Annotated in this window: 24 protein-coding genes and 1 pseudogene; 24 read left to right on the top strand and 1 reads right to left on the bottom strand. The window is 71.7% G+C overall.

All coding sequences use genetic code 11. The features are described from left to right. The first annotated feature begins 81 nt into the window (after positions 1-81). The 24 genes and pseudogenes from C3488_RS26375 to C3488_RS26260 all read left to right on the top strand — a co-directional run bounded on the left by C3488_RS26375 (position 82) and on the right by C3488_RS26260 (position 25,726). Positions 82-906, top strand: coding sequence for a thioesterase II family protein (locus C3488_RS26375; RefSeq protein ID WP_181139205.1), 825 nt, complete (start codon positions 82-84; stop codon positions 904-906). After that, complete coding sequence (locus tag C3488_RS26370) at positions 903-2,285, top strand: carotenoid oxygenase family protein (protein ID WP_103843404.1); 1,383 nt, start codon at positions 903-905, stop codon at positions 2,283-2,285. The genes C3488_RS26375 and C3488_RS26370 overlap by 4 nt, the downstream gene beginning before the upstream one ends. Positions 2,286-2,300: 15 nt before the next feature. Then, positions 2,301-3,650, top strand: a pseudogene (locus C3488_RS26365) (aldehyde dehydrogenase family protein); the annotation flags it as partial. A 75-nt stretch (positions 3,651-3,725) separates the two neighbouring features. Further along, a complete protein-coding gene (locus C3488_RS26360) occupies positions 3,726-4,865 on the top strand; it encodes a nucleotide disphospho-sugar-binding domain-containing protein (RefSeq protein ID WP_103843413.1) in 1,140 nt (379 codons plus the stop codon). Between the two features lie 29 nt (positions 4,866-4,894). After that, a complete protein-coding gene (locus tag C3488_RS26355; protein ID WP_103843402.1) occupies positions 4,895-5,962 on the top strand; it encodes a glucose-1-phosphate thymidylyltransferase in 1,068 nt (355 codons plus the stop codon). Beyond that, positions 5,959-6,945: a dTDP-glucose 4,6-dehydratase gene (gene rfbB / locus C3488_RS26350; RefSeq protein ID WP_103843401.1), complete on the top strand. Its 987-nt coding sequence runs from the start codon at positions 5,959-5,961 to the stop codon at positions 6,943-6,945. The genes C3488_RS26355 and rfbB overlap by 4 nt, the downstream gene beginning before the upstream one ends. Positions 6,946-6,993: 48 nt before the next feature. Then, positions 6,994-7,758 (top strand): NAD(P)-dependent oxidoreductase, encoded by a 765-nt coding sequence (locus C3488_RS26345; RefSeq protein ID WP_103843400.1) that lies wholly within the window; start codon positions 6,994-6,996, stop codon positions 7,756-7,758. A gap of 37 nt (positions 7,759-7,795) precedes the next feature. Continuing rightward, complete coding sequence (locus C3488_RS26340) at positions 7,796-9,214, top strand: NDP-hexose 2,3-dehydratase family protein (RefSeq protein WP_103843399.1); 1,419 nt, start codon at positions 7,796-7,798, stop codon at positions 9,212-9,214. Then, on the top strand, positions 9,214-10,170 hold the full coding sequence (locus C3488_RS26335; protein ID WP_103843398.1) for a Gfo/Idh/MocA family protein: 957 nt from the start codon (positions 9,214-9,216) through the stop codon (positions 10,168-10,170). The genes C3488_RS26340 and C3488_RS26335 overlap by 1 nt, the downstream gene beginning before the upstream one ends. A 43-nt stretch (positions 10,171-10,213) precedes the next feature. Then, on the top strand, positions 10,214-10,846 hold the full coding sequence (locus C3488_RS26330) for a DsbA family protein (protein WP_103843397.1): 633 nt from the start codon (positions 10,214-10,216) through the stop codon (positions 10,844-10,846). 430 nt (positions 10,847-11,276) lie between these two features. Beyond that, a complete protein-coding gene (locus tag C3488_RS26325; RefSeq protein ID WP_103843412.1) occupies positions 11,277-12,752 on the top strand; it encodes an FAD-dependent monooxygenase in 1,476 nt (491 codons plus the stop codon). 48 nt (positions 12,753-12,800) lie between these two features. Then, positions 12,801-13,460 carry a TetR/AcrR family transcriptional regulator gene (locus tag C3488_RS26320; RefSeq protein ID WP_181139203.1) on the top strand — a complete coding sequence of 220 codons (660 nt, stop codon included), beginning with the start codon at positions 12,801-12,803 and terminating at the stop codon, positions 13,458-13,460. Positions 13,461-13,480: 20 nt separating this feature from the next. Continuing rightward, the gene (locus C3488_RS26315) at positions 13,481-13,810 is read left to right on the top strand and encodes a TcmI family type II polyketide cyclase (protein WP_103843396.1); all 330 of its coding nucleotides are present in this window, start codon (positions 13,481-13,483) and stop codon (positions 13,808-13,810) included. A 37-nt stretch (positions 13,811-13,847) separates the two neighbouring features. Continuing rightward, positions 13,848-15,116 (top strand): beta-ketoacyl synthase, encoded by a 1,269-nt coding sequence (locus C3488_RS26310; protein WP_258053649.1) that lies wholly within the window; start codon positions 13,848-13,850, stop codon positions 15,114-15,116. Next, positions 15,113-16,330 carry a ketosynthase chain-length factor gene (locus C3488_RS26305; RefSeq protein WP_103843394.1) on the top strand — a complete coding sequence of 406 codons (1,218 nt, stop codon included), beginning with the start codon at positions 15,113-15,115 and terminating at the stop codon, positions 16,328-16,330. The genes C3488_RS26310 and C3488_RS26305 overlap by 4 nt, the downstream gene beginning before the upstream one ends. Positions 16,331-16,384: 54 nt before the next feature. Next, complete coding sequence (locus C3488_RS26300; protein WP_103843393.1) at positions 16,385-16,654, top strand: acyl carrier protein; 270 nt, start codon at positions 16,385-16,387, stop codon at positions 16,652-16,654. Between the two features lie 77 nt (positions 16,655-16,731). Next, positions 16,732-17,517, top strand: a complete 786-nt coding sequence (gene fabG, locus C3488_RS26295; RefSeq protein WP_103843392.1) for a 3-oxoacyl-ACP reductase FabG — start codon at positions 16,732-16,734, stop codon at positions 17,515-17,517. Positions 17,518-17,555: 38 nt separating this feature from the next. Continuing rightward, on the top strand, positions 17,556-18,491 hold the full coding sequence (locus tag C3488_RS26290) for an aromatase/cyclase (RefSeq protein ID WP_103843391.1): 936 nt from the start codon (positions 17,556-17,558) through the stop codon (positions 18,489-18,491). A gap of 2 nt (positions 18,492-18,493) precedes the next feature. Beyond that, positions 18,494-20,815: an SDR family oxidoreductase gene (locus C3488_RS26285; RefSeq protein WP_103843390.1), complete on the top strand. Its 2,322-nt coding sequence runs from the start codon at positions 18,494-18,496 to the stop codon at positions 20,813-20,815. Positions 20,816-20,946: 131 nt separating this feature from the next. After that, positions 20,947-22,380, top strand: coding sequence for an MFS transporter (locus C3488_RS26280; RefSeq protein ID WP_103843389.1), 1,434 nt, complete (start codon positions 20,947-20,949; stop codon positions 22,378-22,380). Then, positions 22,377-22,961, top strand: a complete 585-nt coding sequence (locus C3488_RS26275; protein ID WP_103843388.1) for an NADPH-dependent FMN reductase — start codon at positions 22,377-22,379, stop codon at positions 22,959-22,961. The genes C3488_RS26280 and C3488_RS26275 overlap by 4 nt, the downstream gene beginning before the upstream one ends. Positions 22,962-23,277: 316 nt before the next feature. Beyond that, a complete protein-coding gene (locus C3488_RS26270) occupies positions 23,278-24,843 on the top strand; it encodes an acyl-CoA carboxylase subunit beta (protein ID WP_103843387.1) in 1,566 nt (521 codons plus the stop codon). 33 nt (positions 24,844-24,876) lie between these two features. Further along, positions 24,877-25,134, top strand: a complete 258-nt coding sequence (locus tag C3488_RS26265; RefSeq protein WP_103843410.1) for an acyl-CoA carboxylase subunit epsilon — start codon at positions 24,877-24,879, stop codon at positions 25,132-25,134. 115 nt (positions 25,135-25,249) lie between these two features. After that, complete coding sequence (locus tag C3488_RS26260; RefSeq protein WP_181139202.1) at positions 25,250-25,726, top strand: nuclear transport factor 2 family protein; 477 nt, start codon at positions 25,250-25,252, stop codon at positions 25,724-25,726. Positions 25,727-25,813: 87 nt separating this feature from the next. Here C3488_RS26260 and C3488_RS26255 read toward each other — a convergent pair whose 3' ends face one another. Further along, complete coding sequence (locus tag C3488_RS26255) at positions 25,814-26,689, bottom strand: hypothetical protein (RefSeq protein ID WP_103843409.1); 876 nt, start codon at positions 26,687-26,689, stop codon at positions 25,814-25,816. Positions 26,690-26,806: the final 117 nt, after the last annotated feature.

Here is a 26,806-nt window from a genome sequence, read left to right as displayed (position 1 = left end):
GGGCACCATCAAGGGCCTGAGCGCCGAGGTCGGCGCCTCCATCACCTCCGGTGCCGCGATCTGCGAGATCAAGGACGGGTCGTGAGCAGCGGGACCGGCCGAGCCGACGCGGCGGACCCGCAGTGGACGGTGCGGTTGCGACGGGCGGACCGCCCAGCCCGCCGGCTGCTCGTCTTTCCGCACGCGGGGGCCGGACCTGACACCTATCTACGGCTGCTCGACGACCTGCCCGCCGACGTGGAGCTGCTGGGGGTCGCCCTCCCGGGCCGTGAGCACCGTACCGCCGAGCCCCCCGGCACCACCTTGACCGCGACCGTGTCCGGGATACTCGGTGAACTGAGGCGCCGGGAGCCGTTGCCCACGGTGTACTACGGGCACAGCATGGGCGCGCTGCTGGCCGTCGCAACCGCCCGTGCCGACCCCGCCCGGTGCCGTGCGCTGGTGCTCACCGCGGGTGTGCCCGGGGCCGACGCCCTGAACCTGCCCGTCGCGCTGGACACCCCGGAAGGGCTGGAGCTGATGTTCGCCCGGCACCGGGTGCCGATGCGGGCGCTCGACTCGGACCTGGCCCGTACCCCCGAGGAGTACCGCCTCGCCCACGACCTCATCCTGGCGCGCGAGGCCCTGCTCGCCGTCGGCGGACTGCGGCTGGACTGCCCGATAACGGCGATCGGCGGCCGCGACGACCAGCTCGCACCGGCCGCCGCGGTTCCGGGCTGGCAGCGGTACACCACTGGGCCGTTCCGTCACACGACCGTGAAGGGCGCCCACTTCTTCCCGTTCCTGCAGACCAGCGGAAGCGCCGTGCTGGCCGCGATCAGTGAGGCGCTCGAACCGGCCCCCCTCGGTGCGGGGGCCGCACCCGTCAGCGCCGTCCGGACCACCCCGACAGGAGGCATTGGATGACCACCCCGGCCAAGGAGCCCTTCCGCGGTGCCCTGAGTCCGGTGACGGAGGAGGTCACCGCCTTCGACCTGCCCGTCACCGGCACCCTGCCGCCCGAGCTCACCGGCCTCTTCGTGCGCAACGGCCCCAACCCGCTGGTCCCCGACGAGCCCCGCAACCACCTCTTCCGGGGCGAGGGCATGGTGCACGGTGTCCGCCTGCGCGACGGCAGGGCCGAGTGGTACCGCAACCGCTGGGTGCGCTCCGCCGCCGTCTCCCGTGCACTCGGTGAACGCCGCCGGCGCGGCGCGGCCGCCGCCCGCGCCGACATCTCGCCCAACACCCATGTCGTCGGACACGCCGGACGGATCCTCGCCCTCATCGAGTCGGGGTTCCGCCCGTACGAGCTGAGCGAGGAGCTGGAGACCTACGGCGCCTGCGACTTCGACGGGTCCCTGCCGGCCGGCTTCACCGCCCATCCCAAGCTGGATCCGGAGACCGGTGAGCTGCACGCCGTCGCGCACGCCACCCGGTTCCCCTTCGTGCAGCACCTCGTCGTCTCGCCGTCCGGGCTCGTCACCAGCGTGGTGAACGTCCCGGCGCCGCACCGCCCGGTGATGCACGACTTCGGCCTGACCCGACGGTACGTGGTCCTGTACGACCTGCCGGTGGTCAACAGCCTGGCGGCGGCCGCGGCCGGGGAGCCGATGGTCTACGACTGGGACGACAGCCGTCCGGCGCGGATCGGGCTCCTGCCGCGGGGCGGCACCGAGGTGCGGTGGTTCGAGATCGAGCCGTGCTGGGTCTTCCACACGCTCAACGCCTACGACGACGGCGACCGCGTCGTGGTCGACGTGATCCGCTATCCACGGATGTTCGACGGCCTCCGGCTGGACGGCAACTCCCTGCCGACGCTGGACCGGTGGGTGGTCGACACCGTCGGCGGGAAGGTCACGGAGACCCGGCTCGACGACCGTCCGCAGGAATTCCCGGGAGTCTCCCCGGACCGGGTCTCGCGGCCGCACCGCTACGGCTACGCCGCCACCGTCCCCGACCTGCACGACTACTTCGGCCCGCACGGGGACGTGCTCGGCGCGGACGGCACCGGGCCGGTCGCCGACGACACCCTGCTCAAGCACGACTTCACCACCGGCAGCACCGAGGTGCGGTCCTTCCGCCGCGGCCACTACACGGCCGAGCCGGTCTTCGTACCGGCCGCCGCCGCCCGGGGCGAGGACGACGGCTGGCTGCTCACCTACGTGTACGACCCCGAGCGCGGCGCCTCCGACCTCGTGGTGCTCTCCGCCGAGGACTTCACCGGCGCGCCCGTCGCGAACGTCCACCTGCCCGGCCGGGTGCCGCTCGGCTTCCACGGCAGCTGGATCCCCGACCAGGGCTGACCCCTCCAACCCGAACCGACCGCAGGAGTCGCGTTGCCCGAACCGACCGACGCCCCCGCCGCCGTCGTCTCCGCTCTGCGTGCCGCCTTCACCGCGGGCCGCACCCGGCCGGCCGCGTGGCGCACCCGGCAGCTCGCCGCCCTGCGCGCCCTGCTGGACGGCCACCGCGCGGAACTCGCCGACGCGCTCCACCAGGACCTGGGCAAGAGCCGCACCGAGGCCCTCGCCGTCGAGGTCGACTTCGTCATCCAGGAGATCGACTACCTGCTCGGTCATCTCGACAGCTGGATGCGGCCGCAGCCGGTGGCGGTGACCGGCTGCCCGCCCGGCTCGGCGGCAGCGGTCCACCACGTGCCGCTGGGTGTGATTCTCGTCATCGCGCCGTGGAACTATCCGGTGCAGCTCGCCCTGCTGCCGCTGGCCGGGGCGCTGGCCGCCGGCAACGCGGCCGTGGTCAAACCGAGCGAGCTCGCCCCGGCGTCGTCCGCACTGCTGGCCCGGTTGCTGCCGCGTCATCTCGACCCGCAGGCCGTCGCCGTGGTGGAGGGCGGGCCCCGGGCGGCACAGGAGCTGCTCGCCGAGCGGTTCGACCACGTCTTCTACACCGGCAGCACGGCCGTGGGCCGGATGGTGATGCGTGCCGCGGCCGAGCACCTGACCCCGGTGACCCTGGAACTCGGCGGCAAGTCACCCGTGTTCGTCGACCGGGACGCGCCCCTGGCGCACACCGCAAAGCGCCTGGTGCGCGCCAAGTTCACCAACGCGGGGCAGGCGTGCGTCGCCCCCGACTATGTGCTCACCGATCCGGCCACCGCCCGGGCGCTCGAACCGGAGCTGGTACGAGCGCTGCACCGGCTCTACGGGCCGGACCCACAGGCCGCGCCGGGCTACGGGCGGATAGTCAGCACCCGTCACTTCGACCGGCTGACCGGGCTGCTGGGCGCCGGGCGGACGGTCGTCGGCGGCACCGGTAACCGGGCCTCCCGGTACCTGGCACCGACCGTGCTGGCGGAGGTGCCGGCCGACGCCCCGGTGATGCAGGAGGAGGTGTTCGGACCGGTGCTCCCCATCACGGAGGTGGCCGGCCCGGAGGAGGCCGTCGCCTTCATCAACGGGCAGGAACGCCCGCTGGCCGTCTACGCCTTCACCGGAAACGACGAGACCCGCCGACGGCTGACGGCGGAGACCACCTCCGGTGCCGTGGTGTTCGGCATGCCCGCGGTACAGGTGATGGCCCCGGAGCTGCCGTTCGGCGGGATCGGCGCGAGCGGAACCGGCGCCTACCGGGGGCTGCACTCGCTGGCCGCGTTCAGCCACCGCAAACCGGTGGTGGACGTGCCGTTCCGCTCCGGGCCCCGGCGCTGAGCCCGCGTGCCCGCCGGTCGCACGCGACCGCCGCACACCCGCCTTCCCCCTCGTGAGGAGACAGACCGCGTGAAGATGCTGTTCGTGGCCGCCGGCAGCCCGGCGACCGTGTTCGCCCTGGCCCCGCTGGCCACCGCCGCACGCAACGCCGGGCACCAGGTGATCATGGCCGCCAACGGGGACATGACGCCGGTCGTCACGTCCATGGGCCTGCCCGCCACCGAGACGACCGACCTGCCCATCAAGGAGTTCATCACCACCGGCCGCGACGGGAAGCCCGTACGGATCCCCGCCGACCCGACCGAGGAGGCGCACTTCACCGGCAGCTGGTTCGCTCGCATGGCCCTGGCCGGGCTGCCGCGGCTGAGGGAACTGGCCGAGCGCTGGCGGCCGGACGTGATCGTCGGCGGCACCCTCAGCTATGTGGCGCCGCTCCTCGCGGCCGGCCTCGGCATTTCCCACGTTCGCCAGACCTGGGATGCGATCGACGCCGACGACATCCACCACGGCGCCCATGCCGAACTCGCCCCCGACCTCGCCTCGCTGGGTCTGGACCGCCTGCCCGAGCCCGACCTGACCATCGACATCTGCCCGCCCAGCCTCAGGCCCGCCGAGGCCGCCGCGGCCCTGCCGATGCGCCACGTATCGGCGGTCCGGCACGACGGCCGCCTGGAACCGTGGATGTACACCCGCGGCGAGCGCTCCCGTATCTGCGTCACCTCCGGCAGCCGTGTCGCCAAGGACAGTTACGACCAGAACTTCGTCTTCCTGCGTTCCCTGGCCCGCGACCTGGCCGCTTGGGACGCCGAGCTCGTCGTCGCGGCGCCCGAGGAGGTGGCCGGGGCGCTGCGTCCCGAGCTGCCTGGGGCCCGCGTGGGCTGGATGCCCCTGGACGTGGTCGCCCCCACCTGTGACCTGATGGTGCATCACGGCGGTGGCGTCACCACACTCTCCGGTCTGGCCGCCGGTGTGCCGCAGCTGCTGATCCCCAAGGGCGCGGTGCTGTGCAAGCCCGCGCTCCGCGTCGCCGACCGGGGGGCGGGGATCACGCTGCTGCCCGGTGAGGACACCCCCGAGGCCGTCTCGGCGGCCTGCCGTGAGCTGCTGGAGAAGCCGGACTACCGGCAGCGGGCGGGTGAACTGGCCGCTGAGATCGCCCGAATGCCGGCGCCCGCGCAGCTGGTCCCCGTACTCGAACAGCTCGCCCGCAATTGACCCCTTCGCCAACCGAAAGGACCTCTCCCATGAAGGCACTGGTGCTGTCAGGAGGGTCGGGAACACGTCTTCGCCCCTTCAGCTACTCGATGCCCAAGCAGCTGATCCCCGTCGCCAACACCCCCGTCCTCGTCCACGTCCTGCGCAACATCGAGGAGCTGGGCGTCAAGGAGATCGGTGTGGTCGTCGGTGACCGCGGCGCCGAGATCGAGGCGGCGATCGGCGACGGCTCCCGATTCGGGGCCCGGGTGACGTATCTGCGGCAGGACGCGCCGCGGGGCCTGGCCGACACCGTCGCCGTGGCCCGCGACTTCCTGGGCGACGACGACTTCGTGATGTACCTGGGCGACATCATGCTGCCCGACGGCATCGCCGACGCGGCCGCCGAGTTCACCGCCCGTCGGCCCGCCGCCCAGGTGCTGGTCCACAAGGTCGCCGATCCGCGTGCCTTCGGCGTGGTGGAGCTCGGGCCGGACGGCGAGGTGCAGCGGCTGGTGGAGAAGCCCGAGCACCCGCGCAGCGACCTCGCCCTGTGCGGGGTGTACTTCTTCACCTCCGCCGTGCACGAGGCGGTGGCCACGATCGCCCCGAGCCCCCGCGGCGAACTCGAGATCACCGACGCGGTGCAGTGGCTGCTGACCCACGGCGCGGACGTCCGGGCCCACCGGTACGCCGGTTACTGGAAGGACACCGGCCGGGTGGAGGACGTCCTGGAGTGCAACCGGCATCTCCTCGACCGGGCGGCCCGCTCCGTGTCCGGCACGGTGGACCAGGACAGTGAGCTGGTGGGAGAAGTGGTGGTGGAACCGGGGGCGCGGATCGTCCGCTCCCGCATCACCGGCCCCGTCATCGTGGGCGCCGGCTCACTCGTCCAGGACAGCCGGCTCGGCCCGTACACCTCGGTGGGCCGTGACTGCGTGGTGCACGGCAGCCGGCTGGAGGACTCCATCGCCCTCGACGGGGCATCGGTCACCGGTATCGACGGGCTGCGGCACTCCCTCATCGGGCGGTCCGCCTCCGTGGGTGCGGTGCGCGAGGACAGCGACCACCTCCGGCTCGTCGTCGGCGACCACACGCAGGTGGAGGTGGCGGCATGAGGATCCTGGTCACGGGCGCCGCGGGCTTCATCGGTTCCCACTTCGTGCGCAGCCTGCTCGACAACCGTTATCCGGCGTGGACGGACGCCCGGGTCACCGCCCTGGACAAGCTCACCTACGCCGGAAACCGCGACAACCTGCCGGGCGCTCATCCGCGTCTGGAGTTCGTCCACGGGGACATCTGCGACCGTGCCCTGCTGGCGGAGCTGCTGCCCGGCCACGACGCCGTGGTCCACTTCGCCGCCGAGTCGCACGTGGACCGCTCCCTGGACGGCGCGGGCGAGTTCTTCCGTACGAACGTGTGCGGCACGCAGACCCTGTTCGACGCGGCCCTGGCCGCCGGGGTCCCCCGTGTCGTCCATGTCTCCACGGACGAGGTGTACGGCTCGCTCGCCGAGGGCTCGTGGACCGAGGACTGCCCGCTGCTGCCCAACTCGCCCTACGCAGCCTCCAAGGCCGCCTCAGACCTTGTGGCCCGGGCGTACTGGCGCAGCCACGGACTGAACGTGTCCGTCACGCGGTGCTCCAACAACTACGGGCCTTACCAGCACCCGGAGAAGCTGATACCGCTGTTCGTCACCAACCTGCTGGAGGGGCGGACGGTCCCGCTGTACGGCGACGGCCGCAACGTCCGCGAATGGCTGCATGTCGACGACCACTGCCGGGCCATCGCCCTCGTCCTCGACGGCGGGCGGGCCGGCGAGGTCTACAACATCGGCGGCGGCAACGAGCACACCAACCTCGACCTCACCCGGCGTCTGCTGGAGCTGCTCGGCGCCGGGGAGGAGAGCGTGCGGCGGGTGCCCGACCGCAAGGCGCACGACCTGCGCTACTCCATCGACGACACGAAGATCCGCGAGGAACTGGGGTACGCCCCGCGGATCGATTTCGCACAGGGCCTCACCGACACCGTCGCCTGGTACACCGACCACCCGCACTGGTGGAAACCGGTGAAGCACCCGGCGGACGACTCCGCCCGCTGACCCCCGCCCCCACACCTGCCCGTCACCGACCGGAACAGGACCACGCGCATGCACATCGTGGGGAACGGCTTCCTCGCACGGAACCTGCGGCCCCTCGCCGACCGCCACCCCGACACCGTCGCCCTTGCAGCAGGCGTCTCCTGGGCCAGCGGCACCCGCGAGGAGGACTTCGCCCGCGAGCGGGCGCTTCTCGCCGACACCGCCCGGCGCTGCGTCGCCACCGGCCGACGGCTGCTGTTCTTCTCCACCTCCTCCGCGGGCCTGTACGGCCCCCTCGACGGTCCGGCCCGCGAGGACGTCCCCGTCACCCCGTCCACCCCCTACGGCGCCCACAAGCTCGCCCAGGAGGACCTGCTGCGGGCCAGCGGCGCCGATCACCTGATCCTGCGCCTGAGCCATCTCGTCGGCCCGGGCCAGCCCGACCACCAGCTCCTGCCGACCCTGGTGCGGAGCCTGCGCGAGGGCACCGTACGGATCCACCGGGGCGCCACCCGGGACCTCATCGCGGTCGCCGACGTGGTCGACATCATCGACCGTCTGCTCGCGCTTCCGCTGCGGTCCGGCACGGTCAACGTCGCCTCCGGCAGGGCGGTCCCGGTCGAGGAGATCGCCGGGCATCTGCGCCGCCGGATGGGCGTCACGGCACACACCGAATACGTGGACGCCGGCCCCGTCCACCCGCACACCGTGTCCATCGACACATTGCGTGCCCTCGTCCCGCAGACCGCTCCCCTGGGCCTGGACCCCGACTACCCGAGCCGGATCCTGGACGGCTGTCTCGCCGAGGCGGGGCCGTGGCCCACCCCCGCCTGACCCGCCCCGCCGCCCCCGAGAGCAAGGAGAAACCGCGATGCCGCTCGCGCCCACTCACCGCGCCCCCGCCGCGCTCAGGCCACGCCAGGACGCGGACCTCGGCGCCCGCCTCGCCGCCTCCGCCGTGGCTGCCGACGGCGTCCACCGCAGCACCGCGGACGTCGTGGGCTGGCTGGCCGAGCGCGGCCGTGCCCACGCCTTCCGGGTCGACCGCATTCCCTTCGCCGCTCTGGACGGATGGTCGTTTGAACCCGGCACCGGCAACCTGAGGCACCGTACCGGCCGGTTCTTCACCGTGGAGGGGCTGCATGTCCGGCAGGAGGGCGAGCCACTCGGCGACGGCCCCGCCGCCCAGTGGAACCAGCCCATCATCGTCCAGCCAGAAGTCGGCATCCTGGGCATCCTCGCCAAGGAGTTCGACGGTGTGCTGCACTTCCTGATGCAGGCGAAGATGGAGCCGGGCAACCCTAATCTCCTGCAACTGTCCCCGACCGTGCAGGCCACCCGCAGCAACTACACGGGCGCCCACCGCGGCTCCGCCGTCCGGTACCTCGAGTACTTCACCGGGCCCCGGCGCGGGCGGGTGCTCGCCGACTCGCTGCAGTCCGAGCACGGCTCGTGGTTCCACCGGAAGTCCAACCGCAACATGGTCGTCGAGGTGACGGGCGACGTCCCGCTGCACGAGGACTTCGTGTGGCTGACCCTCGGTCAGATCAACGCGCTCCTGCACCGCGACAACACGGTCAACATGGACTCCCGCACCGTGCTGTCCTGCCTGCCCCCGGCTCGTGGCCCGCTCGCCCACGCCGTGCTCGGCGACACCGAGCTGCTCTCCTGGATCACCGGCGAACGCTCCCGGCACCATGTGCGGGCCCGGCGCGTCCCGCTCGCCGGACTGCCCGGCTGGACCAGGGACGAGCACGCCGTCAGCCACGACGAGGGCCGCTACTTCCAGGTCATCGCCGTCGACGTCCGGGCCGGCAACCGAGAGGTGTCCGGCTGGAGTCAGCCGTTGTTCGCCCCCGTCGGCCGCGGCGTCACCGCATTCCTGAGGCGGGAGTTCGGCGGCGTTGCGCATCTGCTGGTGCACGCCCGGGTCGAAGGCGGCTTCCTCGACACCGTCGAACTCGGGCCGTCGCTCCAGTGCACTCCTGGCAACCACGCGCACCTGCCCCCGGAGCAACGCCCTCGTTTTCTCGACGCCGTGCTCAACGCCCCCGCGGGGGCCATACGGTACGAGGCCGTGCACGCCGAGGAGGGCGGCCGCTTCTACCACGCCGAGAGCCGCTACCTGATCGTCGACGCCGACGAGGACACCGCGCCCGCGGACCCGCCGCCCGGCTACGCCTGGGTGACGCCCGCGCAGCTGTCCGCCCTGGCACGGCACGGCCACTACCTCAACGTTCAGGCCCGCACCCTGCTGGCCTGCGTCAACGCCCTGCCGGGAGACGAGTGATGAGCGACGCCGTACGGATCGGCGTGCTGGGCTGCGCCGACATCGCCGTACGCCGGATGCTGCCCGCGTTCGCGGCGCACCCCGGCACCCGGGTCGCGGCCGTCGCCAGCCGCGATCCGGACCGGGCCCGCCGGACCGCCGACCGCTTCGGCGGCCGGCCGATGTACGGCTACGCCGAACTCCTCGCGCGGGACGACGTCGACGCCGTCTACCTCCCGCTGCCCGCCGCCCTGCACGCCGACTGGACCCGGGCCGCCCTCGACGCGGGCAAGCACGTCCTGGTGGAGAAGCCCATCGCCCAGGACGCGGACACGGCCGCCGGGCTGTGCGAGCGGGCTCGCTCGGCCGGACTGGCCCTCGTCGAGAACGTTCTGTTCCTCCACCACCCGCAGCACGCGGCGGTACAGCGGCTCATCGCCGAGGGCGCGATCGGTGAACTCCGCTCCCTGCAGGCGGTGTTCACCATCCCGGCGCCCGGCGAGCACGACATCCGCCACGACCCGGAGCTGGGCGGCGGTGCCCTCGCCGACGTCGGCCTGTATCCGGTCCGCGCCGCTCTGCACCTCCTCGGCGGCAGGCTGGAGGTCGTCGGCGCGCACCTCGCCGCCGGGCCCGGCCGGCGCGTCGAGACCTCCGGCGGCGCGCTGCTGCGCACCCCGCACGACGTCACCGTCCACCTGGAGTTCGGGATGGCGCACGCCTACCGTTCGGAGTACCAGTTGTGGGGCAGCGAGGGGGGTATCCGAGTGCAGCGGGCATTCACGCCCCCCGCCGACCACGTTCCCGATGTCGTCCTGCAGCGGGGTGGCCGCACCGAGCGGATCCGGCTGGACCCGTTCGACCAGGTCGCGGCTGCGGTCGGGGCCTTCGCCGACGCCGTGCGGAAGGGCGCCGCACCCGACGAGGACATGGTCGCGCAGGCAGCGTTGCTGGACGCGATCCGCACATCGGCATGACCTCACGCCGAGCACGACACACACACACTGAGGAGACCCAGACATGCAGCAGCAGACCGCGGTGCGGGCGGAGATCGTGGTGGACGTGATCTGCGCCCACTCCTACATCGGCTGGACCCGGTTCGCCCGTGCCGCCGCCCGCCTGCGCGAGGAGGGCGTCGACGTCCAGGTGGACGTCCTGCCCTTCGAGCTGGCGCCCGGCGCGCCGACCACCGGGAGTCCGCTGCTGGAGGTGCTGCGCCATGCCTTCGGCGAGCACGCGGTGACGAACGCCCTCGCCCTCGCCGACCGGGCCGTCGACGAGGGCCTGAGCTTCGACTACGGACGGGCCGTGGCCACGGGTACCTTCGAGGCCCACCGGCTCATCCTGCTGGCGGGCCGCCAGGGCCACGCCGAGCAGATGACGGAGCGGCTGTTCCGCGCCCACTTCACCGACGGCCTGCACATCGGCGACCCGCAGGTGCTGGCCCGACTGGCCGCCGAGGTGGGCGTGCGCATCGACGACGAGGCGGCCGCCGGCAGCGCCGAGGAGCTGAAGCAACGCCTGGAGTACGTCCGCGGCCACGGCGTGCGGGGCGTTCCCGTGTTCGTCGTCGACGGGGTGCCGCCGATGACCGGCGAGCAGCCCGAGGACGCCCTCTACGGCGCCCTGCGCTCCGCTGCGGGCCGCGCGTAGCCCGGCGAGGGCCCGCGACACCGTCACCCCGACTCCACCCCCACGCCCCATCCCGGGCGGGGGGTGGTTTTGCATTCACCTGATGTTTGTCTCACCCTTCTCTGTCGGCCGTGCGAATGCCTGACGAAACATTGCGCAGACCTGAAGTTCCGGCCGTTGAAACCGAGTTCGATTCCGAAGAAACTGATGACTAGCCTCGCAATCTTTGGCGCGATCGACGCTCGGTTTCTCACCCGCCATGTTGCCCGGACATCGTCCGCCGGCCTGTTCCGCGGTGCCACGTCCACTCTGCGCCGGAACAACATCTCTTTCTGACTGCGAAGTTCGAAACGACAGCCTTCGCATCTCATGGGCGGGCACCGCCTTGACGTTCGTCGACACCCTGATGCGCTGACTCGGAAGGAATCCGTACATGGCCGAGGAGAGGTACATGGACGCTGAAGTGATGATCGCGGGTGCGGGACCGGCCGGGTTGATGCTCGCCGCGGAACTGCGGCTCGCGGGAGTCGACGTCATCATCCTCGAACGCCTCGAAAGGCGTACCGGAGAATCCCGGGGCCTGGGTTTCACCGCGCGGACCATGGAGGTCTTCGACCAGCGGGGGATCCTGCCCCGGTTCGGCGAGATCGAGACCAGCACACAGGGCCACTTCGGCGGCCTTCCCGTGGACTTCGGTGTGCTCGAAGGAGCCTGGCAGGCCGCCAAGACCGTGCCGCAGTCCGTCACCGAGACCCACCTGGAGGAATGGGCCACCAGCCTCGGCGCGGACATCCGCCGCGGTCACGAGCTGCTCTCCCTCGACGACGACGAGGACGGCGTCACGGTCGAGGTCCGCGGCCCCGAGGGCACCCACACCCTGCGCGTCGCCTACCTGGTGGGCTGCGACGGCGGGCGCAGCACGGTACGCAAGGCCGCGGGCTTCGACTTCCCGGGTACGCCCGCGACGATGGAGATGTTCCTCGCCGACCTCAAGGGCGTCGAGCTCGCCCCGCGCATGATCGGCGAGACGCTGCCCGGCGGCATGGTCATGGTCGGCCCGCTGCCCGGCGGCATCACCCGCATCATCGTGTGCGAGCGCGGCACCCCGCCCCGGCGACGCGACACCCCGCCGGCCTTCGAGGAGGTCGCCGACGCCTGGAAGCGGCTGACCGGCGAGGACATCTCCCACGCCGAAGCCGTGTGGGTCAGCTCGTTCGGCGACGCGACCCGCCAGGTCACCGAGTACCGCCGCGGACGCGTCATCCTGGCGGGCGACTCCGCGCACACCCACCTGCCCGCCGGCGGCCAGGGCATGAACACCAGCATCCAGGACGCGGTGAACCTCGGCTGGAAGCTCGCCGCCACCGTCAAGGGCCGCGCCCCGCAAGACCTGCTGGACACCTACCACAGCGAGCGGCACGCGGTGGGCCGGCGGTTGCTGATGAACACCCGCGCCCAGGGCCTGCTCTTCCTCAGCGGTCCCGAGATGCAGCCGCTGCGCGACGTGCTCGGCGAGCTCATCCGGTACGAGGACGTCAGCAGGCACCTCGCCGCCATGGTCAGCGGCCTGGAGGTCACCTACGACGTCGGCACCGGAACTCACCCGCTGCTCGGCAGGCGCATGCCGCACCTCGACCTGACGGTCGGCGACCGCCGGACCAGCAGCACCGAACTGCTGCACTCCGCCCGTGGCGTGCTCCTGGACCTCGAGGACAACCCGAGGCTGCGGGCCCGGGCCGCAGGCTGGGCCGACCGAGTGGACGTCGTCACCGGCGTGCCGGGGACCGTCTCCGAGGCCGGCGGGCTGACCGGGACCACGGCCGTACTGATCCGCCCCGACGGCTACGTCGCCTGGGCGGCGCCCGGCAGCCACCACGACCTGCCCATGGCCCTGGAGCGCTGGTTCGGCCGCCCTCGGTCGGCGTGACCGGCCGTGCACAGCCCACAGGACCGCACATCGACCAAAGGAGCATCCATGGCCACGCCGGCAGCAACGATCAACCGTGTCCAGCCCGGTCCGGCGGAGGAACGGCGGGACATCGTGCAGGCGGCCCGTGACGTCTTCGCCCGCGAGGGCTGGACGCACACCACCGTCGAGGAGATCGCCGCCCGGGCGGGCGTCGCACCGGAGACGGTGGAGCACTACTTCCGGGACCGGGAGCGGCTGCTGCTGTCCGTCGTGCTGGAGAGCGCCGCCCAGGTCGCCGCCGCGCTGACCATCGCCGCCGAGGAGCACCTCGTCGAGGTCACCGACCTGGAGCGGGACCTCGCCGCCCTCGGCCGTGCGTGGCTCGCGCCGCTGACGGACTTCCCCGAGCACTTCGCCATCATCCGGCACATCGGTGCCGAGATCGACCGGCTGCCCGCGGGGCTGCTGGAGATGTGGCAGAGCGCCGGACCCCAGCAGGCCCGGCGGCAGCTGGGACGCCGACTCGAACACCTCGCGGAGCTGGGGCTGCTGGACATCACCGACGCCGACCACGCCGCCGAACGGTTCATCCAGCTGGTCACGGGTGGCGTCGTCCAGCGCTCCTTCCACGGCGCGTGCCCGCTCCCGGACTTCGAGACCGACACGCTCGTCACCCGCGGAGTGGCCGATTTCATCCGCCTGTTCAGCCCCGTGGCCCCCCGTTGACACAGGAAAGAGAGAAAAAAATGCACAGCACCCTGATCGTGGCCCGGATGGATGTCGCGTCGAGCGCGGAAGTCGCCGAGATCTTCGCGGAATTCGACCGGACCGACATGCCGCACCGCATGGGCACCCGACGCCGCCAGCTCTTCGCGTACAAAGGCCTGTACTTCCATCTGCAGGACTTCGACGCGGACAACGGCGGCGAACTCATCGAGGAAGCCAAGACCGACCCGCGGTTCATACGGATCAGCCAGGATCTCAAGCCGTTCATCGAGGCCTACGACCCGGAGACCTGGCGTTCCCCGGCCGATGCCATGGCCACGCGTTTCTACGACTGGACGGCTTCCCGGTGAGGCCGTCGTCCGCCGATTTGAGGGGAGGCGCTCACTCGTGGGCCGCCGTGTAGTGATAACGGGAGTCGGGGTGCTGGCGCCGGGCGGAATCGGCGTCAAGAACTTCTGGAATCTGCTGAGCGAAGGACGCACGGCGACCAGGGGTATCACCTTCTTCGACCCCTCCCAGTTCCGCTCCAGGGTTGCGGCGGAGGCCGACTTCGACCCCGAGCTGCATGGGCTGACTCCGCAGGAGATCCGCCGCATGGACCGCGCCGCGCAGTTCGGCGTGGTGGCGGCGCGTGAGGCGCTCGCCGACAGCGGACTCGACCTCGCAGGGTTCGATCCGCACCGCACCGGGGTCACCATCGGCAGCGCGGTCGGTGCGACCACCGGACTCGACGACGAGTACCGGGTGGTCAGCGACGACGGCCGGCTCGACCTGGTCGACCACCGGTACGCCCCGCCGCACCTGTACAACTACTTCGTGCCGAGCTCGTTCTCGGCCGAGGTCGCCTGGGCGGTCGGTGCCGAAGGGCCGGCCACCGTGGTGTCCACCGGCTGCACCTCCGGGCTCGACTCGGTCGGGCATGCGGTCGAGCTGATCCGGGAAGGCACCGCCGACGTGATGGTCGCCGGCGCCACAGACGCCCCGATCTCGCCGATCACCATGGCCTGCTTCGACGCGATCAAGGCGACCACGCCGCGTAACGACGACCCGGAGCACGCCTCACGCCCCTTCGACGGCACCCGCAACGGCTTCGTCCTCGGCGAGGGCGCAGCCGTCTTCATCCTGGAGGAACTGGGCAGCGCCAGGCGAAGGGGAGCGCACATCTACGCGGAGATCGCGGGCTACGCCTCCCGCTGCAACGCCTTCCACATGACGGGCCTGCGCCCCGACGGCCGCGAGATGGCCGAGGCGATCAATGTGGCCATGGCCGAGGCGCGGATGAACCCGGAGGACCTCGACTACATCAACGCCCACGGTTCCGGCACCAAGCAGAACGACCGCCATGAGACAGCGGCGTTCAAGCTCAGCCTCGGCCGGCACGCCTACCGCACCCCGGTGAGCTCCATCAAGTCGATGGTGGGCCACTCACTGGGCGCGATCGGCTCGATCGAGATCGCCGCGTCCGTGCTGGCCATGGAGAACAACGTGGTGCCGCCCACCGCGAACCTGCACACCCCCGACCCCGAGTGCGATCTCGACTACGTCCCGCTCGTCGCGCGGGACCAGCTGACCGATGCGGTGCTCACGGTCGGCAGTGGATTCGGCGGGTTCCAGAGCGCGATGGTGCTGGCCGGACCCGAGAGGAGCGTCTCGTGAGCGCCAGGACAGTCGTCACCGGAATCGGCGTCGCGACCGCCAACGGGCTCGGCGTGGAGGAGTTCTGGGCTGCGACACGGGTCGGCAAGAACGCCATCGGCCGCATCACCCGGTTCGATGCCGAGCAGTACCCGTCCCGGCTTGCCGGCGAGATCCGCGGATTCGCGGTCGAGGACCACCTGCCGAGCAGGCTGATCCCGCAGACGGACCGGATGACCCAGCTCGCCCTGGTCGCCGCCGACTGCGCCTTCGCGGACGCGGACGTCTCGCCCGGCGACATCCCCGAATACGACATGGGCGTCGTGACCGCCTCCACCTCGGGCGGGTTCGAGTTCGGCCAGAACGAACTCAAGAAGCTGTGGAGCCAGGGCAGCCGGTACGTCAGCGCCTACCAGTCCTTCGCCTGGTTCTACGCGGTCAACAGCGGCCAGATCTCCATCCGGAACGGGATGCGCGGCCCCAGCGGTGTGGTCGTCAGCGATCACGCCGGCGGACTCGACGCCATCGCCCAGGCTCGCCGGCAGATCCGCAAGGGCAGCAAGCTGATCGTCTCGGGCGGTTTCGACGCCTCGATCTGCCCCTGGGGCTGGGCCGCGCAGTCCGCCGGCGGTGGGCTCTCCACCAGCGAGGATCCCGACCGCGCCTACCTTCCCTTCGACGACAACGCCCGGGGATATGTGCCCGGCGAGGGCGGCGCGTTGCTGATCCTCGAGGAAGAGCGCACGGCCCGCGAACGCGGCGCCGAGAACATCTATGGCGAGATCGCCGGGTACGGAGCCACCTTCGACCCCAAGCCCGGCAGCGGCCGTGAGCCCGGCCTGGCCCGTGCCATCGAGATCGCGCTCGCCGACGCCGGCGTCGCGGCCGGCGACGTCGACGTGGTCTTCGCGGACGCGGCCGCCACTCCGTCGCTGGACCGCGAGGAGTCCGAAGCCATCGCGGCCGTCTTCGGTCCGTTCGGCGTTCCGGTCACCGCGCCCAAGACGATGATCGGCCGACTGTACTCGGGCGCCGCCCCGGTGGACGTGGTCTCCGCCCTGCTCGCCATGCGCGAGGGGCTGATCCCGCCCACCACCAACGTGGAGCTGTCGTCCGCCTACGACATCGACCTGGTGACGGGGCACCCGCGTACCGCCTTGGCCCGCACCGCGCTCGTGCTGGCCCGCGGCTACGGCGGCTTCAACTCGGCACTCGTGGTCCGGGCGACCGACTGACCGCTCCTTCCCCGCATCCGCACCCGGATGCGGCTGATCTCATGAAGGGACCCCATGTCCGAGCAGAAATTCACCCTTGACGACCTCAAGCGCATCCTGCGCGAGGGGGCCGGCACCGACGAGGGCGTCGACCTCGACGGCGACATCCTCGACACCGACTTCGAGGCGCTGGGCTACGAGTCGCTGGCCCTGCTGGAGACCGGCGGCCGGATCGAGCGCGAGTACGGCATCTCGCTGGACGACGACATCTTCACCGACAACCGCACCCCGCGCAGCCTGGTCGCGGCCATCAACGGCTACCTCGAGGAACTCGTCGCGCAGTAGTCCCCCCCCCCGCGGCCGCCGGGTTCCGCCCGGCGGCCGCCCCGTCACCGTGCCCTGCCCTTTGGAGAGAAGAAAACATGCCGCAGCAGGACCAGCGGGTCGCCATCGTCACCGGTGCCACCAGCGGAATCGGGCTCGCCGTCGCCCGTCTCCTGGCCGCCGGGAACCACCAAGTGTTCATCGGCGCACGCAACGCCGACAACGTGGCCCGGACCGTAAAGGAACTCCAGGCCGAGGGCCTGGACGTGGACGGCACCACCGTCGACGTCCGCTCGGACGACGATGTCACCGCCTTCGTACAGGCCGCCGTGGACCGCTTCGGAACCATCGACGTGCTGGTGAACAACGCCGGCCGCAGCGGAGGCGGGGTCACCGCCGACATCGACACCGAGCTGTGGCACGACGTGATCGACACCAACCTCAACAGCGTCTTCCGGGTCACGAAGGCGGTGCTCAACACCGGCGGCATGCGCGCCAAAGACCGGGGCCGCATCATCAACATCGCCTCGACCGCGGGCAAGCAGGGCGTGGTCCTGGGCGCCCCCTACTCGGCCTCCAAGCACGGTGTCGTCGGCTTCACCAAGGCCCTCGGCAACGAGCTCGCCCCGACCGGCATCACCGTCAACGCGGTCTGCCCGGGCTATGTCGAGACGCCGATGGCGCAGCGTGTCCGTCAGGGCTACGCAGCCGCCCTCGAGGCCACCGAGGAGCAGATCCTCGCGAAGTTCCAGGCGAAGATCCCGCTCGGCCGCTACTCCACGCCGGAGGAGGTCGCCGGCCTGGTCGGCTACCTCACCTCCGACACCGCCGCCTCCATCACCTCGCAGGCCCTCAACGTCTGCGGCGGCCTCGGCAACTTCTGACAGCCCGCCAACGCCCTCTGCGCAAGGAGAAGTTCACGATGACGACCCGTGAAGTGGAGCACGAGATCACCGTCTCGGCACCGGCCGATGCCGTCTACCGGCTCATCGCCGAGGTGCGGAACTGGCCGCGCATCTTCCCGCCCACCATCTACGTCGACCACGTCGAGCAGGAGGGGGACAGCCAGCGCATCAGTATCTGGGCCACCGCCAACGGCGAGGCCAAGAACTGGACCTCGCGCCGGACCCTCGACCCCGGGAACCTGCGGATCGAGTTCCGCCAGGAGGTCAGCACCCCGCCGGTCGCCGCCATGGGAGGCACCTGGATCATCGAACCCGTCTCCGCGACGGAGTCCCGGGTGCGGCTGCTGCACGACTACCGCGCCGTCGACGACGACCCCCAGGGCCTGGAGTGGATCGACGAGGCCGTCGACCGCAACTCCCGCTCGGAGCTCGCCGCGCTGAAGGCCAACGTCGAACTCGCCCACGCCGCCGAGGATCTGACGTTCTCCTTCGAGGACACGGTCCACATCGCCGGTTCCGCCAAGGACGTCTACGACTTCATCAACGAGGCCCACCTCTGGTCCGAGCGGCTGCCGCACGTGGCGACCGTCCGGCTGACGGAGGACACCCCCGGCCTGCAGACGCTGGAGATGGACACCCGCGCCAAGGACGGTTCGACGCACACCACGAAGTCGTACCGGGTGACCTTCCCGGACCGGAAGATCGCCTACAAGCAGGTCACGCTGCCGGCGCTGATGACCCTGCACACCGGCTACTGGACGTTCGCCGAGACGGAGAACGGCGTCGCCGCCTCCTCGCAGCACACCGTCACCGTCAACACCGCGAACATCGCCGCCGTCCTCGGCGCGGACGCCACCGTCGAGGACGCGAAGACCTTCGTCCAGGACGCCCTGAGCACCAACAGCCGCGCCACCCTCGGCCACGCCAAGGACTACGCGGAGGCCCGGGCCTGACCATGAACCAGGACTGCACCACCACTGAGGTGATCGTGGTCGGCGGGGGCCCGGTCGGGCTGATGCTCGCCTGCGAGCTGCGGCTCGGGGGCGCGAAGGTCGTGGTCCTGGAGCAACTGGCCGCGCCGACCACGGAATCGCGGGCGTCCACCCTGCACGCCCGCACCATGGAGATCCTCGACAGCCGGGGGCTGCTGGACGGGCTGGGCGAGATCCCCGATGAACCGCGCGGGCACTTCGGCGGGCTTCCACTGGAGCTGACCCTGCCCAGCCCCTATCCAGGCCAGTGGAAGGTCCCGCAGACCCGGCTGGAGGAACTGCTGGGAGCCCGGGCCGCACAGCTGGGTGCGGACGTGCGCCGCAGTCACGAGGTGACCGCGCTGCGCGTCACCGACTCCGGGGCCGAGGCCGAGGTGCGGGGCCCGGGTGGGCGGACCCTGCGCTTTCGCGCCCCGTACCTGGTCGGCTGCGACGGCGAGGACAGCGCCGTTCGCCGGCTCGGCGGTTTCCGCTTCCCGGGTACCGACGCCGCCCGTGAACTGCTCCGCGCGGACGTGGCGGGCGTCGACATCCCCAACCGGCGGTTCGAACGGCTGCCGGCGGGACTGGCCATCGCGGCCCGTCGCCCGGACGGCGTGACCCGGGTGATGGTGCACCGGTTCGGTGCCCGGCCGCAGCCCGGACAGCCGGAGTTCGCCGACGTGGTGGACGCCTGGAAGGGGGTCACGGGTGAGGACCTGAGCGGCGGCACACCCCTGTGGGTGAACTCCTTCGGTGACGCGGCGCGGCAGGTCACCGCCTACCGCCGCGGCCCGCTGCTGTTGGCCGGCGACGCCGCCCACCGGCAGATGCCGATCGGCGGCCAGGCCCTCAACCTGGGGCTCCAGGACGCCGTCAACCTCGGCTGGAAACTGGCCGCCCAGGTCACCGGACGCGCTCCGCAGGGCCTGCTGGAGACGTACCACACCGAACGGCACCCGGTCGGCGCCCGGGTGCTGGGCAACATCGCCGCCCAGGCGCGGCTGCTGCTCGGCGGCCCCGAGGTCGACGCCCTGCGCGGGGTGCTGGCCGAGCTGATCCCGATGGAGAACGTCCGTACCCGGCTGGCCGGGATGGTCTCCGGACTCGACATCACGTACGCCATGGGGGACGACGCCGGCCGACCGCCGATCGGACAGCGCCTCACGCCCCGCGACACCGTCGTCGACGGCACCCCCGTCGGCACCGCCGAGCTGCTGCGCACCGGTCAGGGCCTGCTCGTCGTACCGCCCGGCGCCACCGACCTGTGCGCCGCGGCCGCGCCCTGGGCCGAGTCGGTCCGCGCCGTGGACGGCGGCCCCGGTGACACCGACGCCCTGCTCGTCCGGCCCGACGGCTACGTGGCGTGGGCCGGTACCTCGGCCGCGGAGGCCACTGCGGCGCTGCGGCGCTGGTTCGGCGAACCCTCCGCCGCCGGACCTTCCACGGCCGGCACCTCTGCCGCCGAACCGTCCACCGTCGTGCGTCCGGCCGCCGCGGCCCGGGCGTCCGCCACCGCAACCCCGAAGAACTGGAGAACCGACATGGCAAAGCTCACGGGCAGGATCGCGCTGGTCACCGGTGCGAGCCGCGGCATGGGGCGCGCCACGGCCCTGCGGCTGGCGGCCGAGGGCGCCCTGGTCGCCGTGCACTACACGAGCAGCGAGGACGCCGCGGCCGATGTCGTGGCGACGATCGAGAAGGACGGCGGCCGGGCCTTCACCGTCCGTGCCGAGCTGGGCGTCCCCGGCGACGTCCACGAGCTCTTCCTCGGCCTGGAGGAGGGGCTGCGCGAGCGCACGGGCTCCACCGACCTCGACATCCTGGTCAACAACGCCGGCGTGATGGGCGGCGTCAAGCCGGAGGACACCACGCCGGAGGCGTTCGACCGGATCTTCGCGGTCAACGCCAAGGCGCCGTTCTTCCTCATCCAGCGGGCGCTGAAGAACCTGCGGGACGGCGGCCGCATCATCAACATCTCCTCCGGACTGACCCGCGTCGCCAACCCGGACGAGATCGCTTACGCCATGACCAAGGGCGCGGTCGAACAGCTCGCACTGCACTTCGCCAAGCACCTCGGACCGCGTGGCATCACCGTCAACAGCGTCGCGCCTGGCATCACCCGCAACGGCAATCCGGTCTTCGACATCCCCGAGGCGGTCGAGCAGATGGCGCGACTGTCCGCCTTCGGCAGGGTCGGCGAGCCCGAGGACGTCGCCGACGTGGTGGCCTTCCTCGCCACCGACGAGGCCCGCTGGATCACCGGTGCCTTCATCGACGCCACCGGCGGCACCCTGCTGGGCTGACTCCCGCCCGGCACCGAGACCGGCCGGCCACGGACCCCCCGACGTGGCCGGCCGCCCTTCCCACCCCACCGCCACGGCCGCCGTACCGGCGGCCGGGCGCCCCTCGACCACCCTTCCGGCGGAGCGGGATCATGACCTTTTCGACACACACCCGCACCACCGCCCCGTCCGACGGCCGGTGGACACCGGCCCTGTGGGGCCTGCTCTTCGTGCTCGCGGGCAACATGCTGATCGACGCTCTGGAGGTGTCCGTCGCCCTCGTGGCCCTGCCCGACATCGGCACGGACCTGGGGCTCGCCCCCATCCAACTCCAGTGGGTGATCAGCGGATTCGCCGCCGGGTTCGGCTCACTGCTGCTGTTCGGCGGCCGCGTCGTCGCCATCCTCGGCCGGCGGCCCGTCTACCTGGCCGCCCTGGTGGTCTTCGCCGCCGCCTCCCTGGCCGGAGCCCTCGCGCAAGGCCCGGAACTGCTCGTCGCCACCCGGTTCGTCAAGGGATTCTGCGCCGCGCTCACCGCCCCCACCGGGCTCGCGATCATCGTGTCGGCGTTCCCGGAGGGTCCCGCCCGCAGCCGCGCGATATCGGTCTACTCCCTGTTCGGCGCGGGCGGATTCGCCACCGGCCTGCTGGTGTCCGGGCTCCTCACCGAGGCCGGCTGGCGCTGGACGTTCGCCTTCCCGGCCCCGGTCGCGCTGCTGCTGTTCCTCGCCGGCCTGCGCCTGGTGCCCGCCGACTCCGCGGGCCGCGCCACGCCGCGCCGGTACGACCTGGCGGGCGCCCTCAGCCTCGCGGCCACGTGCCTGTGCCTGATCCAGGCGCTCGGCTTCGGACCGCGCGCGGGCTGGAACGACCCGCGCACCCTCGGCGCGTTCGCCCTCGCCGCGGTCCTCGCCGTCGTACACGTACGGGTGGAACGGGCGGCCCCGGAACCCCTGCTCCGGCTGGACCTCCTCGGCCACGGGCCCCTGGTGCGCTCGGCGCTCGGCGCCGCCGCGCTCAACGGGTCGTATCTGAGCCTGCTCCTGCTGAGCACCTTCCAGCTGCAACAACGTGCCGGGCTCAGTCCCCTGCAGACCGGCCTCGCCTTCCTCCCGGCCAGTGCGCCGCTCGTGCTCAGCGCCCTGTTCTCCGGCCGGATGGCCGCCCGGTTCGGCACCGCCCGGCTGATCGCCGCGGGCGCCGCCGCCGCGCCGCTCGGCTATCTGCTCTACTCCGCCGACCCCCGTACCGACCTCCGGTACGCCACGCAGGTGCTGCCCACCATGCTGCTGCTCGGCACCGCGTTCGTCCTCGCCTTCGCCGCCTTCCACCTCCAGGCCACGGCGGCTGCGCCGGCACACCGTCAGGCGGAGGCGAGCGGGCTGTACCAGACCGCCGTCCAGTTGGGTGCGGCACTGGCCACCGCCCTCACCGCCGCGGTGTACACCTCCGCGGGCGATCGCCCGGCGCTGTGGCTGGTCACCGCCATCGGCCTGGCCGGTCTCCTCGTCGCCCTGCCGGGCCTGCGCCGGACCCACCGACTCCCTTCCCCCTCCAACAGCACCACCCGAAAGGAAGACCGATGACCAACGGACCCCTGCGCCTCGCGCTGATCAACAGCAGTGTCCGCGAGGGCCGTTTCGGCCCCGTGGTCGCCAAGTGGTTCGCCGCCCAGGCCGCGGAACGCTCCGACCTGTCCCTCGACGTGATCGACCTGGCAGACCACGAGCTGCCGCACGCCCTGTCGTTCGACCCGGCCCCGGCGGCCGCCGAGGCCCTGGCCCAGGTGTCGCCGCGCCTCGCGGAGGCCGATGCGTTCGTCGTGGTGACGCCCGAGTACAACCACAGCTTCCCGGCATCCCTCAAGCAGTTGATCGACTGGCACTCCGTCCAATGGCGTGCGAAGCCGGTCGGTTTCGTCTCCTACGGGGGTCTGTCGGGCGGCCTGCGCGCGGTGGAGCAGCTGCGGCCGGTCTTCGCCGAACTGCACGCGGTCACCGTGCGCGACGTCGTCAGCTTCCACAGCGCCTGGGAGCAGTTCGGGCAGGACGGCAGCCCTAAGGACGAGACGGGCCCGGCGGGCGCTGCCAAGGTCCTGCTCGACCAGCTCGTGTGGTGGGGCACCGCCCTGCGCGAGGCGCGCGCCAAGAGCCCCTACCAGGCCTGACGAGACACAGCCGTCGGGAGGTCGAGGCGTGGGTGCCTCGGCTCGCTGTTGCGGTCGGCCCCGGCCGGCGGCTACAGGGAGACCGGGCGCCCGTGCCTCTTCCCGCCATGGCAGCCGGACCGATGAGCCGGTCGCCTCGGCGGACGACCGCACGCACGGGCCCCAAGGCCGTCCTCCGCTCCCGTCCAGACCCCGCTCCACCGCGCTGATCAGGCACCGTCGCCCCCTGCGACGTGATCCGCCGGACAGGCCCCGGCACCGCCCACCCGCCGCAGGGCCGTCGCCCGACCACCGACCCAGAGAAGGTGTGAACACCATGCCGGCAACGCACGAGTCGATCCAGTCACGCATCGACGAGCTGACCGAGATCAAAGAGTCCGCGCGGAGCGGCCCGGACCCCGCCGCCACCGAACGCCAGCACGCCAGGGGCAAGCTGACCGCCCACGAGCGCATCGCGCTCCTGCTGGACAAGGGGTCGTTCAACGAGGTCGAGCCCCTGCGCCGGCACCGGGCCTCCGGCTTCGGCCTGGAGCACAAGAAGCCGTACAGCGACGGCGTCGTCACCGGCTGGGGCACGGTCCACGGCCGTACCGTCTTCGTCTACGCCCATGACTTCCGGATCTTCGGCGGGGCGCTGGGCGAGGCGCACGCCGAGAAGATTCACAAGGTGATGGACCTGGCGGAGGCCGCCGGCGCCCCGTTGGTCTCCCTCAACGACGGGGCCGGCGCCCGAATCCAGGAGGGCGTCTCGGCGCTGGCCGGCTACGGCGGCATCTTCCAGCGCAACACCCGCGCTTCCGGGGTCATACCCCAGATCAGCGTGATGCTCGGCCCGTGCGCCGGTGGCGCGGCATACTCCCCGGCGCTCACCGACTTCGTCTTCATGGTGCGCGAGACCTCGCAGATGTTCATCACCGGCCCCGATGTCGTCAAGGCGGTCACCGGCGAGGAGATAACGCAGAACGGGCTCGGTGGTGCCGACGTCCACGCAGGCACGTCGGGCGTCGCCCATTTCGCCTACGACGACGAGGAACAGTGCATCGAGGACGTGCGCTACCTGCTGTCGCTGTTGCCGGCCAACAACCGTGAGCTGGCGCCCGTGGTGCGCTCCGACGACCCTGCCGACCGGCTCACCGACGCCCTCCTGGACCTGGTCCCGGCCGAAGCCGGACAGGCGTACGACATCCGCCGCGTCATCGACGAAATCGTCGACGACGGCGAGTACTTCGAGGTGCACCCGGCCTGGGCGCCCAACATCGTCTGCGCCCTGGCCCGCCTCGACGGCCATGTGGTCGGCTTCGTCGCCAACCAGCCCGCCGCCATGGCGGGGGTGCTGGACATCGAGGCGTCCGAGAAGGCGGCGCGCTTCGTGCAGTTCTGCGATGCCTTCAACATCCCGCTGGTGACCCTGGTGGACGTACCCGGCTTCCTCCCGGGCGTGGACCAGGAGCACAGCGGGATCATCCGGCGCGGCGCGAAGCTGTTGTACGCGTACTGCAACGCCACCGTGCCGCGGATCTCACTGGTACTCCGCAAGGCGTACGGCGGCGCGTACATCGTCATGGACTCGCGTTCCATCGGGGCCGACCTGGCGCTGGCCTGGCCGACCAACGAGATCGCCGTGATGGGCGCCGAGGGCGCGGCGAACGTGATCTTCCGCCGGGAGATCAATGCGGCGGCCGACCCCGACGCGGTCCGCGCGCAGAAGATCAAGGAGTACCAGGACGAGCTCATGCACCCCTACTACGCGGCTGAACGCGGTCTGATCGACGACGTCATCGACCCGCGCGAGACCCGCTCGGTGCTGATCCGCTCGCTGGAGATGCTGCGTGCCAAGCACGCCGAGCTGCCCTCCCGCAAGCACGGCAACCCCCCGCAATAGACACACGAGTGACGGGAGACAGAAGTGACGGACATGGCGGAAGCGACGGAGAGAGCGGCGACCGTGACCGTGCCCGACTGCCTTCTCGACGCGGTCGGTGCCGTCCGCGTCGAGAAGGGGACGCCCACCGAGGAGGAACTGGCCGCGCTGCTCACGGTTCTGCTGTCCTGCTCGGCCCGGACGTCGGCCGAGGAGGACGAGGCGTCTCCGGTGCGGGCCCGCTGGCGCCGACCCGAGCACGCGTCCGGCCACCGCACCCCGCGCAGCTGGCGCGCGTCCCGCACCCACTGACCCGAGGGTGTCCGCGGAGAAGGACAGCCCGACAGAACGCCATCGACGCCGAGTGAGTGAGGGACGCAACGTGATTTTGACCGAGGAAGGGTCGGAAGCGGGGCTGCAGGAGGAAGTGGCTGGTGACCTCGCGGCGCTGCGCCACCAGGTCCGCGAGCTCACCGACCGTGCGGCGATCAGCGAGCTGATCGACCGCTATGTGGTTCTGCTGGACACCCAGGACGAGAACGGTTTCGACGAGTCCTGGCCCCGCACCCTCTTCACCGAGGACGTGCGGCTCCATTTCCCCATCGGTACCCACGAGGGGATCCCGGGCGTGGCGGAGTTCCACCACGCGGCCAAGCAGAAGTTCGACAGGACCCTGCACCTGAGTGCGAACCATGTCATCCGCCTCGACGGAGACCGGGCGCACGTGAGGTTCCACCTGATCGCGACCCATGTGCACCACGACGGTGGGGCGCCGCTCTTCGACATCGGCGGCCACTACACCGGCGAGGCCGTGCGCACGACGGCAGGCTGGCGGTTCCGGGAGTGGGGATTCCACCTCACCTGGGCGTCGGGACCCGGCCCGGACGGCAAGCCGGTCATGTGAGCCGTCTCCGGCTTCCCGGTCGGCCGGCACCCGGCGCGGGCGTCGGCTGTGGGAGCACGGGCTGCCACAGCCGACGCCCGCGGGTCGTCAGCGTCGGGCGAAGATCTGGAGCAGCTCCGCGGGGAAGGCGCCCGTCGCCGCGGCCGTGGCGGCGAAAGCGCCTACCAGCTCGGTCAGCCGGGTCACGTCCGCAAGCCCCAGGGTCTCGTACGGAGCCCGGTCCAGCCGGTCCGTCTCGGCCTCGATGTCCTCGCGCAGCTCCACCCCCGCCGTGGTCAGGTGGCCTTCGGCGTCCATCAGGCCGCGGGCCCGCAGCCGGTCCTGGGCACCGGCCCAGTCCTCTTCCGTCCAGCCCCGCTTGCTCATGACGATCTCCTTCGGCATGCCGCTGCTGCTCGCCGAGTGGGAGACCAGGGCGTCGAGGCCACCGAGTTCGGCGTTCTGCAGCGCCGCGATGTGGCAGTCGCCGCGGTGCTCGCGCAGCAGTGTGGCGGCGTACCACAGCACCAGATGCGGCTCCTCCGGCACCGGCTGGTCGGCGTGGGCGGAGTACAGCGGACGGCCGGCCCGGTCGCCTGCGCGGGCGGCCCGCAGGGCCAGCTCGGCGGCCTCGGCCATCTCAGGCCCGGTGACGGCTTCCCCCAGATGGCGGCGGAGCGTGGCATCGGCCGCGCGCAGCCGCATCTCCAGCACGGCGCCGGGGGAGACCTGGGCCCACACACGCGGGATGTGCCGGGCGATCAGCTCGTGCTTGAAGCCGTAGAACGCGGCCGTGACCACGCCGGAACCCACCGGGCCCAGCGCGGCGGAACGGCCCGCGAGATAGACGGCCATCGGATCGTCGATGCTGTGGTCGGCCAGCTGAACCTCCAGGTCGGGGGCGAAGTAGACGGTCGAGTGCAGGGAATTGAGGGCGTCCTGGCAGCGTCGGCCGACGCGCTCGGGAAGCGAGGTCATGGTCATGGTCATGTTGTGACGCTATTCAGCGGACATCACCTTCCAGAAGGGTGTTAACCAACACATATACATATTCCAGGCAAATCTCACGGCGATTTAGCGTATTTCACGGTCCCGTGACTC

This window comes from Streptomyces sp. Ru72, assembly GCF_002920635.1.
Taxonomy (GTDB): Bacteria; Actinomycetota; Actinomycetes; order Streptomycetales; family Streptomycetaceae; genus Streptomyces.
The sequence above is the reverse complement of the archived record's forward strand: the minus strand, read 5'-3'. Positions and strand labels throughout refer to the sequence as shown.